At 29.3% G+C, this 16,297-nt stretch carries 15 protein-coding genes; all 15 read left to right on the forward strand.

The annotated features are described in order from the left end of the window. The first annotated feature begins 281 nt into the window (after positions 1 to 281). The 15 genes from DMZ43_RS06395 (at position 282) to DMZ43_RS06465 (ending at position 16,220) form a co-directional block, all read left to right on the forward strand. The gene (locus tag DMZ43_RS06395) at positions 282 to 1,376 is read left to right on the forward strand and encodes a glycosyltransferase family 4 protein (protein WP_131506743.1); all 1,095 of its coding nucleotides are present in this window, start codon (positions 282 to 284) and stop codon (positions 1,374 to 1,376) included. Next, positions 1,376 to 2,323 (forward strand): glycosyltransferase family 2 protein, encoded by a 948-nt coding sequence (locus tag DMZ43_RS06400; RefSeq protein WP_131506744.1) that lies wholly within the window; start codon positions 1,376 to 1,378, stop codon positions 2,321 to 2,323. The genes DMZ43_RS06395 and DMZ43_RS06400 overlap by 1 nt, the downstream gene beginning before the upstream one ends. Before the next feature lie 21 nt (positions 2,324 to 2,344). Then, positions 2,345 to 3,682: a murein biosynthesis integral membrane protein MurJ gene (gene murJ, locus DMZ43_RS06405; RefSeq protein ID WP_131506745.1), complete on the forward strand. Its 1,338-nt coding sequence runs from the start codon at positions 2,345 to 2,347 to the stop codon at positions 3,680 to 3,682. After that, positions 3,675 to 4,547, forward strand: coding sequence for a glycosyltransferase family 2 protein (locus DMZ43_RS06410; protein WP_131506746.1), 873 nt, complete (start codon positions 3,675 to 3,677; stop codon positions 4,545 to 4,547). The genes murJ and DMZ43_RS06410 overlap by 8 nt, the downstream gene beginning before the upstream one ends. A gap of 1 nt (position 4,548) precedes the next feature. Continuing rightward, positions 4,549 to 5,646 (forward strand): O-antigen ligase family protein, encoded by a 1,098-nt coding sequence (locus DMZ43_RS06415; RefSeq protein ID WP_131506747.1) that lies wholly within the window; start codon positions 4,549 to 4,551, stop codon positions 5,644 to 5,646. A gap of 20 nt (positions 5,647 to 5,666) precedes the next feature. Continuing rightward, positions 5,667 to 7,517 (forward strand): asparagine synthase (glutamine-hydrolyzing), encoded by a 1,851-nt coding sequence (gene asnB / locus DMZ43_RS06420; RefSeq protein WP_131506748.1) that lies wholly within the window; start codon positions 5,667 to 5,669, stop codon positions 7,515 to 7,517. A 3-nt stretch (positions 7,518 to 7,520) separates the two neighbouring features. Next, positions 7,521 to 8,606, forward strand: coding sequence for a glycosyltransferase (locus DMZ43_RS06425; protein WP_131506749.1), 1,086 nt, complete (start codon positions 7,521 to 7,523; stop codon positions 8,604 to 8,606). Then, on the forward strand, positions 8,603 to 9,676 hold the full coding sequence (locus tag DMZ43_RS06430; RefSeq protein WP_131506750.1) for a glycosyltransferase: 1,074 nt from the start codon (positions 8,603 to 8,605) through the stop codon (positions 9,674 to 9,676). The genes DMZ43_RS06425 and DMZ43_RS06430 overlap by 4 nt, the downstream gene beginning before the upstream one ends. A gap of 167 nt (positions 9,677 to 9,843) precedes the next feature. After that, positions 9,844 to 10,995, forward strand: a complete 1,152-nt coding sequence (locus DMZ43_RS06435; protein ID WP_131506751.1) for a glycosyltransferase family 4 protein — start codon at positions 9,844 to 9,846, stop codon at positions 10,993 to 10,995. A gap of 2 nt (positions 10,996 to 10,997) precedes the next feature. After that, positions 10,998 to 11,609 carry a sugar transferase gene (locus DMZ43_RS06440; protein WP_131507215.1) on the forward strand — a complete coding sequence of 204 codons (612 nt, stop codon included), beginning with the start codon at positions 10,998 to 11,000 and terminating at the stop codon, positions 11,607 to 11,609. A gap of 4 nt (positions 11,610 to 11,613) precedes the next feature. Further along, positions 11,614 to 12,390: a TauD/TfdA family dioxygenase gene (locus DMZ43_RS06445; protein ID WP_161566737.1), complete on the forward strand. Its 777-nt coding sequence runs from the start codon at positions 11,614 to 11,616 to the stop codon at positions 12,388 to 12,390. Then, a complete protein-coding gene (locus DMZ43_RS06450; RefSeq protein ID WP_131506755.1) occupies positions 12,387 to 13,136 on the forward strand; it encodes an aldo/keto reductase in 750 nt (249 codons plus the stop codon). The genes DMZ43_RS06445 and DMZ43_RS06450 overlap by 4 nt, the downstream gene beginning before the upstream one ends. Positions 13,137 to 13,149: 13 nt before the next feature. After that, positions 13,150 to 14,163, forward strand: a complete 1,014-nt coding sequence (locus DMZ43_RS06455) for a peptidoglycan bridge formation glycyltransferase FemA/FemB family protein (RefSeq protein WP_131506757.1) — start codon at positions 13,150 to 13,152, stop codon at positions 14,161 to 14,163. A gap of 206 nt (positions 14,164 to 14,369) precedes the next feature. Next, positions 14,370 to 15,233 (forward strand): cupin-like domain-containing protein, encoded by an 864-nt coding sequence (locus DMZ43_RS06460; protein WP_131506758.1) that lies wholly within the window; start codon positions 14,370 to 14,372, stop codon positions 15,231 to 15,233. Positions 15,234 to 15,368: 135 nt separating this feature from the next. Beyond that, positions 15,369 to 16,220, forward strand: coding sequence for a class I SAM-dependent methyltransferase (locus tag DMZ43_RS06465; protein ID WP_161566738.1), 852 nt, complete (start codon positions 15,369 to 15,371; stop codon positions 16,218 to 16,220). The last annotated feature ends 77 nt before the right edge of the window (positions 16,221 to 16,297 follow it).

Here is a 16,297-nt window from a genome sequence, read left to right on the forward strand (position 1 = left end):
ATCTTTGGGGCTTGCTATTATACTGGCAATCTATATAAATAATATCTAAAAATACGTTTTAACGCATTAATATTCGACAAAAAGAAAATATTTGAAATACTTTTCTTACAAATAAAGATTTTTCAGGATGAAATAGTGATTTTAGCGTCAACAAATATACGTGCAGAATGTAAAAAAAGTCGACTAACTACACAATTTTAACGTTTAAAAGTAAATTCCTACATAATTGATAATGAACATAGAACTATTAAATTAACTACATTTACATAAATTATTAGAATTTGAAGCCCAAAAAAAATATTGCTTTTGTTGTGTATAGTTTGAACTCTGGAGGTGCAGAACGTGTAGTAACTACATTAGCCAATTATTTTGCATTACAATACAATGTTACTATAATAACAATTGTTAATACGACACCATTTTATACCTTAAATAAAGAAATTACATTGAAGTCTTGTGTTAATGAGATTAACAATAGTAAAAACTTAGTTAGTGCTTTAAAGAATAACACAAAGCTCATTAAAACAATAAAAAAACATTTAAAGAGTGAAAATATTGACTTAGTATTAAGTTTTATGACCACATCAAATGTATTAAGTTTAATTGCTTCAAGATCTTTAAAAATACCATGTATAATTTCAGAAAGAAGTAACCCATACATATACACAAACAATTCTTTTTGGGATAAACTTGTAAGATATACCTACCCTAAAGCGAACTTCTTAGTAGTTCAATCAAACTTGATTAAAAATTATTATCAAACTTTTGTTAAGAGCAATAAAGTTTTAATCCTTCCTAATCCTATTTCTGAAACATTAAGTTCTCAAAAAAATATTTCTAAAAAAAGAACACCTACTATAATTAATGTTGGACGGTTAGACAGTAATAAAGCTCAAGATGTATTATTAAAAGCATTTGCGAGCATAAATAAAAAGGACTGGAAACTTGTTTTAATTGGCGATGGTGAATTACGAAAAGACTATGAAAAACTCACTAAAAAGTTACATATAGCTAACAACGTTATATTTACAGGCAATATTAACGATGTTCAAAATTATTACAATACAGCTAGTATTTTTGCTTTTACATCAAAGTCTGAAGGTTTTCCTAATGCTTTAATAGAAGCTATGTATTTTGAAATGGCATGCATATCAACAGATTGTCCGACAGGACCTTCAGATATTATTAAAAACACCAAAAATGGCTTTCTAATTGAAGTCAACAATCAATCACAATTAGAAAGTAGACTTATAGAACTAATCGATAATAATACCCTTAGAGATTCACTAGGAAAAAAAGCTTTTAAAACCGCTAAGGCATACGAAGTAACTCAAGTTGCTGAAAAATGGAACGAACTCATAATTAAACTTATATAATGTTTAGAGATTTAATTCCAAAATATATTGAACAACCAACTAAGGCATTTAAGTATAAATTTACTGTTTTTACACCTGTATATAATTGTGAAAAAACAATTGAACGTGTTCACGACTGTTTAGTTAAACAAAGTTTTAAGGATTTTGAATGGTTAATCATTAATGATGGCTCTACCGATAGTTCTCACAACATCATTTCAAGCATTATAAAAAAGTCTCCTTTAGACATTAAGTATATACATAACTCCAAAAACAAGCATAAGATGAGCTGTTTTATGCAAGCCATTAAATTAGCCGATGGTGATTTTTTTTTAACATTTGATGCTGATGATGAATGCGTTAATAAAGCTTTAGAGGTGTTTAATAATACTTACAACAGTATACCTATTGAGAAAAAAAACACTATTGGTGCTATTACAGCTTTATGCATTGATCAAAATGGTGATCAGGTAGGTGACTCTTATCCTACGAGTCCATATTTTAGTAATACCTTTGAATCATATACTGTAAAGAGAATTTTAGGTGAAAAATGGGGTTTTACTAAAACTAATATTTTAAGGAATATAGTTTACAACAAAGCGTTTATTAGCAACGGTTTTATGCCTGAAGGACTTATTTGGAATCTATTAGCTAAAAAAGGTTTTATAACTGTTTATATTAATAAGGCATTACGTATTTATCATACTAACATTGAAAACTCAATATCTAATTCTAACATTGAAAAAACTGCTTTAGGATCTGCTACACAACTCATTGCTAACTTTAATTGGTTCTTTAAAGAGAGCTTTTTAAAAGCACCAACATACTTTATAAAAAACTTATACTTTTTACTAAGATTATCTAATTATTTAGATTTCAACCTAAAAAACTACACAACATCTATTGATTCACCTATTATCAAGTTTTTCTTTGTACTATTATGGCCAATTAGAAGATTTCTAAAATAGACTTAACCAATACCAGTACAATTGAATTCAAAATTCGATTTAAAATCTTTTATAAGTAACTTACTTAAAAACTCAACGGTTACTAATGTAATTACCGTTGGAGTAACTACTTTAATTGTAAGTGGGCTTGGTTTTTTTAAAGAAATAGTTGTAGCTAATAGCTTTGGTCTCTCGGAATTACTCGACACTTTTTACATAGCTATATTGTTTCCCACATTTATAAGTGGTGTTTTTCTAGATTCGTTTAAAAGCGTTTTTATACCTAACTATGTTAGCGAATTAAAAACAGGAAAAAACATAGGAGCGTTTCAAAGCACCAGTTTTATTGTGACAATTGTAATATCCTTAGTATTTTTACTTATTGCTATACTTTTTACTGACACTTATTTAGAAACATTTTTTAAAGGTCACACTACACAATACTATAGTTTAATTAAAACACAATTTTATTATGTAGCTCCTTGTATTTTATTTTGGGGACTTTCTTCTTTAATAAGTGGATTATTAAACATTGATGACGAGTTTAAATTTTCTTCAATTGCAAGTATTTTTACGCCTATATCAATTATTATATGTCTCGTTTTTTTTAAAGAGGCCCTTGGAAGTTTGGTACTTGCTTTAGGCACATTATTTGGAAGCATCCTAAACTTCTTGTTTTTGTTGATAGTAGCACTTAATCGAAAAATTATCACATTACAAACACCTGATTTTATTTCGGTTAACATTAAAGTATTATTTAAGCAAATACCTGCTAAAGTATCATCTAGCTTGCTAAGTGGTATTAACCCACTTATAGACCAATACTTTTCAGCTCAATTAATTGTTGGTTCAATAGCTGCATTAAATTATGGAATCAAAATCCCTGCTTTTGCCATCTCAATTGTAGGTATTGCAGTTGGTAATGTACTTCTGCCCTATTTTTCTAAAAATGCTGTTGATAATAAAGAAGCTACTTTTAAAAAACTAAAACTAATACTTAAATACCTTATAATTAGTAGTTCTATTATAGTAATTATACTAGTTCTTCTCTCTTCTCCAATTATATGGCTTGTTTTTGAGAGAAATGCTTTTACAAGTTCAGACACTGTAATTGTATCAAAAATACAACAAATGTATATTTTACAAATACCTTCTTATATTAGTGGTTTAGTGATGGTTAAGTTTTTAACATCAATAAATAAAAATAATTTTATGGTATTAACTTCTTTAGTAAGTTTAATTCTAAATATTGTGTTCAATTTTATTTTAATAGATGTAATGGGAGTTTATGGATTAGCATTAGCTACATCGCTAGTTTCCATAGTTAATAGTATCATTTTATATGTCTATATAAACAAATTAAACAGTTCCTATGTTTAATATAATTACACCAACATATAATAGAGCGCATACATTACCTAGAGTATACAAATCTTTAATACAACAAACCACCAAAACATTTGAATGGATTATTGTTGATGATGGTAGTACTGATAACACATATCAACTAATTAGTGAATGGATAAAAAACACTACCGAATTTAAAATTACTTACCATAAACTAAATATTAATAAAGGAAAATCTAATGCTGTAAATGTTGCAATAGATTTATGTAAAGAAAAATACACCATAATTGCAGATAGCGATGATACTTTTGTTCCAGAAACAATATCAGATTTAAAAGATATTTGGACTAACAATACTGATAATAACATTGGAGCTATTTGGACACTCACTAAGGATGAAAGCGGTCAAATTATTGGAGATAAGTTTCCTGAAGATTATTGGAAAGTAGATTTTAAGACTAGAGTTCTCAAACATAACATTGAAGGCGAAAAATGGCATTGTTGGAAAACTAATGTTTTAAAATCTAACAAAATGATTTTAAGTGATGAATGTCATATTGGCGAAAGTCACACTTGGAACCATATTAATAGATCATTTGATTTTTTATGCATAAATATTGCCCATAGAATTTATTTCCATTCTAACGATGGGCTTATTGCCACAAAAACAAGTAAAGAAAGAAAAGCCAAAGTCTATTACAACAGTGCTTTGATTGAGTTAGAAAACGTATCCTTAAATGATATTATAAAATACAAATTTTATAGGTTTTATGCATTTCAATACATAAAATCTAACCTATATTTAAAACGAAGAACCAATCGCTTGTCTTTTGTAAAAAAGCTTACATGCTTTGTGATATTTATGTTGAATATTCCATTAAAATTAGTAAGAACTTAATATGAAAATCCTAAAATACATAATCCTAATTTTAATTCTTTGGGGTATTGATAGCTTCTCATTTTTTGTGTTTGGAGAAACCATAGGTGGTTATGTTAGTCATCTTACTTTTATACTATTACTTGGGTATTATTTCTTTGCAAGAAAGCGTCCTGTAATTATCCCTTTAGCAATTCTAGGGGTTAGTTATTTTATAATTTCAGGTCTTACATATATTGATAATTATGAAGTTTACATCAATGAGTTTATCAAATACGGTATTCTAATTATTTGTGGTGCTGAAGTAGCTAGAGACACATCTTCAAAAGAGTTAATACTTTTTCTTTTAATTGGAGCAGCAAGTGTATTAATTCATTCTTTATTTTTTGCTGATAACTATGGTAGGTATAGTGGCTTTTATTTAAATCCTAATGGAGCAGCTTTTGTATGCCTAATAGGCTACTGCTTAACATTTAACATTAGTAATAAAACTACAAAGTATTTATTTACATTCATTTTTACTTTTGCAGGTATTTTAACCTTTTCAAGGTTCTTTTTTTTAATGTGGTTTCTAATAACCTTGCTTTCTGCAATAAGTAACAAAAAAAACTTGCAATTATTTGGAATTGGTATTGGCACATTGGCTCTATTAATAAGTTTTGCCACAATATTACAAGTTAACACTACTCGATTTTCTCTATTAATTGGATTATTAAATAATAATGCACAAACAGAACGACTAACTGAAGATAGTCGAATGAGCAGATGGTCTACCTATTACAATGATATTTTAGATAAGCCAATTTTTGGTAATGGTTATAAAAGTTTTAGCGGTATAGACAATATTAAACAAGGTGTGCACAACACCTACTTAATGGTTTTAGGTGAAGCAGGTATCATCCCCTTTTTGATTATTATAGGTATTTATTTGTATTTAATTAGAAAAACTATTTACGGCTACAAAACCAACACTGATAAATTACTCCTAGCCATATCATTAAGCGCTATTTTATTAACAATGCATAACTATTTTAATTACTACCTAATACTATTTATAACTATTTGGTTATTTAATAGAGTGAGTACAAATAACTCTCAAGAAAATGAAATAACTTTATAAAAGTAAACTCAAATCATACTATGTGCGGTATTTACGGAACAACATTAAATTATAACGAACAGCAAGTTAAGGACAAACTCAAGCGAACAGCTTTTAGAGGTCCTGATCAAATGGGTTGGCAGTTTTATAAAAAAGATAATAGACAAGTCATTTTTGGTCATAACAGACTTTCAATAATAGATTTAGACCCTAGATCAAATCAACCATTTACTTATTACGATACAATTCATATTGTTTTTAACGGAGAAGTTTACAATTTCAAAACAATTAAAGAAACACTTAGTAAAAAAGGATATAGTTTTAAAACAACTAGTGATACCGAAGTACTTTGTGCTGCATATTTAGAGTATGGTGAAAAATGTGTAGATTACTTTGTTGGAATGTTTTCGTTTGTAATTTACGATGAAAAAAACAACATACTCTTTGGAGCAAGAGATAGACTAGGTAAAAAACCATTTTATTATTACCACGATGGTAAAGATTTTGAATTTGCTAGTCAAATATCCTCAATTCAATTACACTCCAACAACCTCACAATTTCTGAACGCGCAATAGCTTATTATTTATCCTGGGGAAATGTACCAGATCCTCAATCTATTTTTAGTCAAGTTAAAAAACTTAAAGCAGGACATAAGTTTACATTTAACCTTAGTTCTGGTGAGTTCAAATCACAACCCTATTGGGATATTGATTACACAAATAAAAACCCTTATAAAGGAAGTTATGAAGATGCTAAACAAGAACTTAAAACAATTTTAAATGACGCTGTAAAAAGCAGGTTATTTGCCGATGTTCCTGTTGGTGTATTCCTATCTGGAGGAGTAGACTCTTCATTAGTTGCTGCTACTGCAACGCAAACATCTAGCGCTAAGGTTAAAACATTTTCGGTTAAATTTAACGAAAAAGGCTTTGATGAAAGTCATTATGCACAGCAAGTTGCAGACCACTTACAAACAGATCATCATGTAATTGAATGTAATTACAACGAAGGCATTGATTTAATTAAGAATTTTTGCCATTATTACGATGAGCCTTTTTCTGATTCTTCAGCAATCCCATCAATGCTTTTAGCTAAACATACCAAAAAACATGTAACAGTAGCTCTTTCTGGTGATGGTGGTGACGAAAGTTTTATTGGATATCACAGATACAATTGGGCAAAAAAAGGAGGAGTTTATTACAAACTACCATTACCTATCAGAAAACTTGGTGCAGGAGTCTTATCTCTATTACCTCACTATAGACTAAATGTTATTGCTAAAGCTTTACAGTTTAAAGACGTAAATGAAGTTTACTTAGGCGCTATGACTGGTGTAGATTTATCTCATATAAACACAGACTATAACACTAGACTAGTTGACGAATCAAAATACTTAATGCACAATAATAAAAACCTATTTGAACGTATTAGTGATTTTGACACTAAAACCTATCTTAATTGGGATATAAACACTAAAGTAGATAGGGCTTCGATGGCTTTTTCACTAGAAGTTAGAGCTCCATTGCTAGACCATCAAATAGTTGAGTTTGCAAATTCGCTACCAACATCTTTTAAATTTCATAAAAAAGAAATGAAACGCATTCTAAAAGATGTGTTGTACGAATCAGTTCCAAAGCACATATTTAATAGGCCAAAAGCAGGCTTTACTATGCCTTTCTCTGAATGGTTTAGAGAAGATTTAAAAGACTATGTTTTAAGTGAATTAAATGAAGACACTTTAAAATCGCTACCTTGTATTGACGCCAAAAAAGTGCAGTTTATGATTAACCAACATATGGATGGCACCTGGAATAGATACCCTTTAATATGGTCTTTATTAGTATTAAAACAATGGTTAAGTACTAATGGAAAAGGAATAAGTATAAGCTAACTTATGTCTAAGTCTAAAATAAATATACTTTTTGTTTTACCATCATTAAAGGCTGGTGGTGCCGAAAGAGTTATTTCTTTTATTGCTAGTAATTTAAACCCAAATAAATTTACATGCACACTAATTGTTGTTGGTCAAAAAAAAGATGCTATATACAACACTGAAGCTATTGAGGTTCTTTTTCTTAATAAAAGAAGAGTCTTAAATGCAATACCTAAATTATTTAAATATATACTAATAAAAAATCCTGATATAGTTGTTGGGTCTATTGCTCATGTTAACAGAGTGCTAGCTATGTTCTCTATCTTTTTCTTTAACACTAAATTTGTTGGTAGAGAAGCTAGTGTATTAAGTATTATGAATAGTTTCAACACAAAAAAAAGTGTTTTTCACTTTCCTTTTTTTAAAAACTACCACAAGTATTTAGATGCTGTAATTTGTCAGTCTATTGACATGGCTAATGATCTAATATTAAACAATTCATTTTCCAAAGAAAAAATACACATAATCAACAATCCTATATCTGGTTATTTACCTATTAAATCTTCTAAGCCTATCACTACAGTAAAAGAATTTATCACAATAGGACGATTAAGTAAAGAAAAAGGTCATCTCAGAATTTTAGAAGCAATTTCTAAATTAAGCTTTGAATATAATTATACAATTATTGGAACTGGAGATGAAAAAGATGCAATTATACAGCATGCAAAACATTTAGGAATTATTGATAATATAAAAATTATTCCGCATACCAATACTGTAGCTCAATATTTATCTAACAGCGATATTTTTATCCAAGGCTCATATGTAGAAGGTTTTCCCAATGCTTTACTAGAAAGTTGTGTGGTTGGAACTCCTGTGATAGCTTTTAATGCTCCTGGTGGAACCAAAGAAATTATTGAAGAGAGCATAAATGGTTATATTGTAGAAAACACCACTCAATTTATTGAAACGTTGAATATGATGGTTCAAAAAGATTGGGATCCTAAACGCATCAATGCTTCAGTTATAAAAAAATACAATAAAGAGTTAATTTTAGAAAAGTATGAAGCTTTATTTAATAGTCTTTCATCTAAATCAAAACCATGAAAGTACTAATAATCATTCCAAACGATGCACTTGGTGGTGCAGAACAATACTTAAAAATGGTTGCATCCTACTTTAAAGAAGCAACTGTAGATATTTATTTTATCACAGCCTATAACACAAAGCTTTGGGATAATATAAAAAACAACACTAATCAACACTTCTGCTCTACTAGCAATAAATTTTTGGGTGTTTTAAAATTTCTTTCTCTAAGTCAAAAACAAAAAAAAGAATATGATTACGTTTTTACATCTCATATCTATATTAACGCTTTAGTAGGAATACTACTAAAACTTAAAATTTTAAAAACTAAAAAGTTTATCGCAAGAGAATCAACCTCAATTTTCCTTAGATACAAAGGATTAAAACTATTTTTATATAAACTAGCATATAAAATTGGGTATAAAAAAATAGACTTATTGATTTGTCAGACTGAATTGATGAAAAACCAGTTAATACAACATTTTAAAAGCATTGAAAAGAAAACAAAAATAGTAACCATCCCTAATCCATTAAATTTTGAATATTTACTTAATGAACGAGCAAAAGAAGGCGTAAATCTTCCTTTTGAATATATCGTATCAGCTGGTAGATTCATTCCAGAAAAAGGGTTTGATTTATTAATTAATGCCTTTTATCATGTTAAGATATCCTACCCAAATTTAAAATTGATACTTCTTGGTGATGGCGAATTAAAACCTGATTTAGTAGCGCAAATTAAATCTTTAAGCTTGGACAACGATATAATATTACCTGGTCATGTAAACAATGTGTTATCCTATTTTAAGTCTGCAAAACTATGTGTTGTATCATCAAGAATCGAAGGTTTTCCTAATGTTCTTTTGCAAATGATGTCGCAAAACAACAATGTAGTATCTACAACATGTGCTGGTGGAATTGATAAAATCGAAGGCATTTACTTAGCAAAACCAAATGATGCTGAAAGCTTAAAAATTGCTATTGAGAAAGCACTTTCTACATCAAACAGTACAAGCAACAGAAGTAAATTTGACAATTATCTTAGCGAAAGAGACATTGACAAGTTTATTAAAAAAATTATTGCAATAACTTAAATCACAAACAATCTTTTAAGTTGTTTTTACCTTCATCCTATAAACCTTTCCTTACAACTAATTAATCCTTTTATCATTTATTACAATTTAAATATTTGATATCTTCGGCTAATAGTTTTTAGTGATAAAAAGATGTTCAACAACAACTTACATCTTAAAAAAATTAAATGAAAAAAATAATTCGAGTAACAACAATGCCAGGATCAATAAATTCACTTTTAAAAGGTCAATTAGGCTTCATGAGTCAACATTACAACATCTTAGCTGTGTCAAGCGATGAAGGTGGAAGACTCAAAAGTATTGGTGAGGAAGAGGGCATTCCTACTTATGCTGTAGAAATGACTCGAAAAATTACTCCTATTAGAGATTTAGCTGCTACCTATTCTCTTTATAAATTATTTAAAAAAGAAAAACCCTTTATTGTACACACGCATACTCCTAAAGCAGGTATAGCAGGTATGCTTGCTGCCAAATTAGCCAAAGTACCACATCGTTTACACACTGTTGCTGGGTTACCTCTATTAGAAAGTAAAGGCTTAAAAAGAAAGCTGTTGGACATTGTTGAAAAAAGCACTTACAACTGCTCTAGCCTAGTACTACCTAACTCTTTTGGTCTTAAACAAATTATTATTGATTTAAAATTTGCAAATCAATCTAAATTAAAGGTTATAGGTAATGGAAGTTCTAATGGCATTAATGTTGAGCACTTCAATCCTGAGGCAATATCTGAATCACAAAAAGAAAAATTAAGACTAAAGTTTGGTATTCAACCCAATGATTTTGTATTCATATTCGTAGGACGTATAGTTGGAGACAAAGGTATCAATGAGTTAATCAAGGCTTTTAACTCATTAAACAAAGAATACAGTACTATAAAGCTACTTCTGTTGGGTCATAAAGAAAGCCACTTAGACCCAATATCCAAAAAATCTCTAAAAGTTCTAAAAGAAAATAAAAACATTATAGAACTAGGTTTTCAAACCGATATTAGACCTTATTTATCAATTTCAAATGTTTTAACTTTTCCTAGTTACAGAGAAGGTTTTCCAAACGCAGTACTACAAGCATGTGCAATGCAAGTGCCTTGTATTGCCTCAAATATTAATGGTTGTAATGAAATTATAAAAAATGAAATTAATGGGATAATAATTCCTCCAAAAGATACCAAATCACTAAAAAACGCAATGGCGTTTTGTTTAAACAACCCACAAAAAGTGAAAGAAATGTCTCGTGTATCCAGAAACACAATTACAGATTTATACAGTCAGGATATCGTTTGGAAAGAATTACTATCTCTTTATAAAACGCTAGAAGAATGAAGATGTACCAACATTTTTTCAAACCATTACTCGACAAGCTAAGCGCTATACTTGGGTTAATAGTTATATCTCCTATTTTCATATTAACAACTCTACTATTAACTATAGCTAATAAAGGTAAGCCCTTTTTCATTCAAGAACGTGGTGGTAAAAACAAAACCGTTTTTAAGATAATAAAGTTTAAAACCATGAACGATAAAAAGGATGCAAATGGAAATTTACTTCCAGATAAGCAAAGACTAACGAAAATTGGAAACTTTGTTAGAAACACTTCTTTAGACGAAATACCTCAACTAATAAACATAATAAAAGGTGACATGAGCCTTATTGGCCCAAGACCTATGCTTGCTGAGTACCTATCAATTTACAATGACCATCAAATACAACGTTTAAATGTAAAACCAGGAATAACAGGTTGGGCGCAAATAAATGGTAGAAACAACTTAACATTTAATAAAAAATTTGACTTAGATATTTGGTATATAAACAACCTAAGTTTTAAGCTAGATATTAAAATACTTTTTTTAACTTTGATTAAGATTTTCAGTACGTTAGATGTAAATCAGGATGGTAATTTAGAAGTAACTGCCGAAAAATTTAATGGTAAAAACTAAAGATATGAATTTCTACAACAATCTAAACTTACGCACTAACGACCCAGTTGAAAGTGCTGAAATGATAAAAGAAACTCTAAAAAACACAAAAGTACTTAAAGTTACTCCTGAGTGGTATTTAGGTGATTTGCGTCTTTTCTACGATAAGCTTGTAGATTATTTAGGTCCCGTAGTAAATGGTGGTGAAGATTTTACAAAAGGAGGCGTTTTAACTGGTGAACGTTGGTTAGAAATTAGATATGATGACGACATTCCTGATCTTGCTGCATACAGGCACAGTAAAAATGCGCAGCCATTACATACTGATGAGTCTTACCTAACAAATCCTGCTGATATAATGCTGTTTTACTGCGTTAATAAAGCACCTGCTGGTGGAGCCACTACTTTTATTGATGGACAAATTCTAGTAGACTACATGAAGAAAAATGCGCCAATTATGTTGGATGACTTAACATCAAAATCTATATGCTACAGAAAAGCAGATGAAGCGCGAACCGAAAAAATTATAGACATTCAAGACAATGGTAAAATTACCTTAAACTTTAACTACTATTGTATTGACCCAAATGAAACAGAAGAAAATAAAAAGCTTAATAAAGAGTTTTTTACATTTTTACAAGAATACATAGCTCACTCACATTTAGTAGAAAGAGTATATCTTAATCCTGGAGAATCTGTTTTATGGTGGGATCAATATGTATTACATGGTCGTACATCTTATGATGCAAAAAAAACCAACGACCGCTACATCTGGAAAACCGGCTTTAAGTGGGTAGGATGATGAATACTTTAAATCTGGGAAAAATCACTTTAGGAACAATGCGTTTCGTTGATAAAAACCTCAGTATCAAGGAAACAGTAAAACTTATTGAAGAGAGTTTTAATCTAGGCATTAATACTCACCATTCTTCATTTGAATACAATTCTTATTCCTTATACGCAAACGCCTTAAATAAAAGCAGTTGCAAGCCTCACATCAAACACATTGTTAAACTATCTTCTCCTCATTTTGGAGAGTCAAAATTTTCAGCTGAAAAGCTAGAAAAGCTTATTGATAATGAGTTAAAACATTTAAAAGTCGACTGTATTGATGTTTTGCAATGGCTAGTAAGATCAGAACCTATTAATGACATCGACAGACTATCAGTTCTACTCCATCAAAAAGAAACCATAGAAGCAAGTTTATCAAACTTAAAAGAAAAAGGCAAAATCAAACACGTGTTTGCTTTCCCCTACTCTGTAAACTTTGCACATGAGGTCATAAAACTAAAATCTGTTGATGGAATTATTTCTTATCTCAATAAATCTGAAACTGATTATTCCCACTTTGCAAATTCAGTACCTTTTATAGCCATAAGACCATTTTTTGCAGGAAAACTTTTTAATGATGCTTCAAACACCTCTGAAAGCATAATTAGTGATTGTTTAGATTATGTGTATAAACACAAAAGCGTAAAAACCTCTATAATAAGCATAAACACTATACAACAACTAAATCAGTATAAAAACTATTTAAAAAAGTCTTAATCGATTTTAGAAAATGATAAAAGAAATAACTTCAAAGCAAGAATGGGATAATGTTCTCAGTAAAGTTGATACTTACGACTTTTATCACACTTATGACTATCATACAATATCCAAACAAGAAGATGAAGAATGTGTGCTCTTACAATTTGAAAAAGACAATTACCTAATAGCCATACCTTTAATTATAAGACCAATTAAAGGGACTGATTATTTCGATATCACTTCTGTTTACGGTTATTCTGGGCCTGTTTCTAAAAACATATCTTACAGTTTTAACAACACACAATTTATAACTGAATTTAATGAATATCTCTTTAATAAAAAGATTGTTTCTGTATTTAGTAGATTAAACCCATTTATCAATCATCAAAAAGAGATTTTAAAAAATTTAGGAGACTGTGAAGACTTAAGTTCTGTTGTGTTTATCGATCTCACTAATGATATTGAAGCACAGCGTCAAGGATATCAACGTAGAATCAAATCACACATCAATAAATCGAGGCGATTGTGTACTATTAAAAAAGCCCAAACACAAGAAGAAATTGAAGCATTTATTGACATTTATTATGAAAACATGAATCGTGTAGATGCCGAAGATTCTTATTATTTTGACAAAGATTATTTCTTCAAGTTTCTAAAATGTAATGATTTTAAAACTGACCTGTTATTAGCTATTAATAATGAAACCAATCAATACATATCAGGTGTAATGTTCGTTAAAACAAACCAAATTGTGCAATATCACTTATCTGGAACTAAAACAGACTTCCTTAATATTATGCCTGTAAAAATGCTGATTGACGAAATGAGAATATTGGCTACAAACAAAGGTTATAAATACTTAAACCTTGGTGGTGGTCTTGGTAGTAAAGAAGACTCATTATTACGCTTTAAGAAATCTTTTTCAAAAGAACTAAAAACATTTAGTCTATGGAAATATATTGTTAATGTAGATGCTTACAATAAATTATCATCTAAAAACGAAGTAACAAACACCAATTACTTTCCTGCTTATCGTTCAAAATAGATTTTATTGGCTTTATCAAATCTTTTTTAACAAGAAAAACACTACAACAAATTAATTATCAACGTTTTACAGGCAAATAATCGTTTAAAGAGTATATTTTACCGATTTTAACCAAACTACCAAGACAGTTTACACTTAATTAGTTAAATTTAAGAGACTTAAATAAGTTCATCTCCTTATTAGTAGCATAAGTAAATCAGAATAGAATGGAACATTATGCTCATACTCTTGAAATAGACAGACGAGAAGGACTGTCTAAAAAAGAATTTTACAATTCTTACGTAAAAAAATCTTTACCAGTTGTATTGACCGATAAAGGTGAATGGGTTTCGTCTGACAAGTTTTCAACTGACTACCTAAAATCACACTATAATCATTTAACACGAACTGTTAACGGTAAAAGTTATTCTTTATCTGAAATTATAGAACTTTGTAAGAAATCTACAAAAGAAAATAAAGCTCCCTACCCTAACATTTATGATGTCAAAAGAGATTTTCCCGAATTACTTAATGAAATACCAGAGTTATTGTATGGAAAATCAAATAGACTACAAAGCAAAATGCTTCCAAGATTTATTGCTAAGTACACCAACAAAAGAGAATTATTTTTTGGAGGAAAAGACTGTTCATTTCCAACGCTACATATAGATTACCTTGGTGTTCACACGCAATTAACACAAATAATTGGAGATAAAGACTTTTATTTATACTCTCCTGATCAGTCAGCATGTTTTTATCCTGATAAAATAAGAAGAAACCAAAGTCCAGTAAATATTTTTGAACCTGATTTAGAAAAATATCCGTTGTTCAAAAACGCAGTAGCTATAAAAACCACACTAAAACCTGGAGAAACCTTATTTATACCAGCTGGTTGGTGGCACACAACATATATTCATAATTTTAATTTAACCTATGCCATAGACCATGTAAACTCTTTTAACTGGAACTTTTTTATGGATGAATACTACCTTTCAGCTAAAAAAAATTATCCAAAACTAGCATCATTGGTTAAAGTCTATAAAGTTATCATGGGTAAAATATTTAATGCTAAAGAAGCAATACTCAACTAGAATTTAACAACTAAACTTCATTTCAAAGTATAAAACTGTATAATAAACTAATATTTAGTGTTTTTCATTTAATAATTAGCAATAAAACATAACTTTACGTTATTCAACTGCCTAAAAATTATTATGTTCGATAACATGAAATCAAAGTTCACACGAACTATTGCAAAACATATTGGTAATATACTTGTATTTTTAAGACCTAAAAAAGCTCAAGAACTTTCAGAAAACAGAATTACACTAGTTCATAAAAACAAAAATAATTTAAGCTTTCAAGAACGTTTAATGCGTTTTGCCCTAGTACAAAACCTAGAAACATTAGACGATCACAATAAAATAGCCGAACAAAACAAAACTTTTTGGATAAATGAAAGCGCTACAGAGTTGTTTACCGAAACTAAAGATTCAATTAATACGTTTTTCATTCCGCATTGTACTTTTATTTTTGATTTGTTAAAACAAGAAATTTCAAATCAAAATCAAGAAATTGACACACTGGTAGAAATAGGTACTGGAAACGGTAGCATTCTTAATCACTTAAGCAATGAGTTTCCAAATTTTAAAAAGCTTATCGGAATTGATTTAAGCGCCAATCAAATTGAGATAAACAAAAAAAAATATAAACAAAACACTAAACTTGAGTTCGTAACAAGTGACGCCTATGATTGGATTAAAAAAAATGGTAAAAAGAATACTGTTTTTGTTACTTACAATGGTGTTTTAGAATACTTTTTAGAACAGCAATTACAAGAGCTTTTAATAGAAATAAATAAGTTAAAAAACATTTTTTTTGTATCCATAGAGCCCAATGGAGCTAGTCACGATTTTGATAAAGACCCAAATACTCAGCTTTATGGTGATGAACCTTCATTTTCACACAATTACCCGAAACTATTTAAAAATGCAGGTTTTACTTTATGGCATTTTTCACAGATACAACTAGAAGGAGAAAGTAAACAAACTTTTATTGGAGCTAAAAAACTAGACTAATAAATCTTTAAGGTTTGTGCTAAAACGAATTAAAGTGCTGTATAACTATTTTTTTTTAGTAAAAATTATTTTGAGTT

It is taken from the genome of Meridianimaribacter sp. CL38, assembly GCF_004328055.1.
Lineage (GTDB): Bacteria > Bacteroidota > Bacteroidia > Flavobacteriales > Flavobacteriaceae > Gaetbulibacter_B > Gaetbulibacter_B jejuensis.

Excerpts from the sequence above, each read along its gene's own strand:
- DMZ43_RS06410 (WP_131506746.1), top strand. The coding sequence starts at position 3,675 with ATGTTTAATATAATTACACCAACATATAATAGAGCGCATACATTACCT.
- DMZ43_RS06435 (WP_131506751.1), top strand. The coding sequence starts at position 9,844 with ATGAAAAAAATAATTCGAGTAACAACAATGCCAGGATCAATAAATTCA.
- DMZ43_RS06445 (WP_161566737.1), top strand. The coding sequence starts at position 11,614 with ATGAATTTCTACAACAATCTAAACTTACGCACTAACGACCCAGTTGAA.
- DMZ43_RS06415 (WP_131506747.1), top strand. The coding sequence starts at position 4,549 with ATGAAAATCCTAAAATACATAATCCTAATTTTAATTCTTTGGGGTATT.
- DMZ43_RS06440 (WP_131507215.1), top strand. The coding sequence starts at position 10,998 with ATGTACCAACATTTTTTCAAACCATTACTCGACAAGCTAAGCGCTATA.
- DMZ43_RS06450 (WP_131506755.1), top strand. The coding sequence starts at position 12,387 with ATGATGAATACTTTAAATCTGGGAAAAATCACTTTAGGAACAATGCGT.
- DMZ43_RS06465 (WP_161566738.1), top strand. The coding sequence starts at position 15,369 with ATGAAATCAAAGTTCACACGAACTATTGCAAAACATATTGGTAATATA.
- DMZ43_RS06455 (WP_131506757.1), top strand. The coding sequence starts at position 13,150 with ATGATAAAAGAAATAACTTCAAAGCAAGAATGGGATAATGTTCTCAGT.
- DMZ43_RS06425 (WP_131506749.1), top strand. The coding sequence starts at position 7,521 with ATGTCTAAGTCTAAAATAAATATACTTTTTGTTTTACCATCATTAAAG.
- DMZ43_RS06400 (WP_131506744.1), top strand. The coding sequence starts at position 1,376 with ATGTTTAGAGATTTAATTCCAAAATATATTGAACAACCAACTAAGGCA.
- DMZ43_RS06430 (WP_131506750.1), top strand. The coding sequence starts at position 8,603 with ATGAAAGTACTAATAATCATTCCAAACGATGCACTTGGTGGTGCAGAA.
- asnB (WP_131506748.1), top strand. The coding sequence starts at position 5,667 with ATGTGCGGTATTTACGGAACAACATTAAATTATAACGAACAGCAAGTT.
- DMZ43_RS06460 (WP_131506758.1), top strand. The coding sequence starts at position 14,370 with ATGGAACATTATGCTCATACTCTTGAAATAGACAGACGAGAAGGACTG.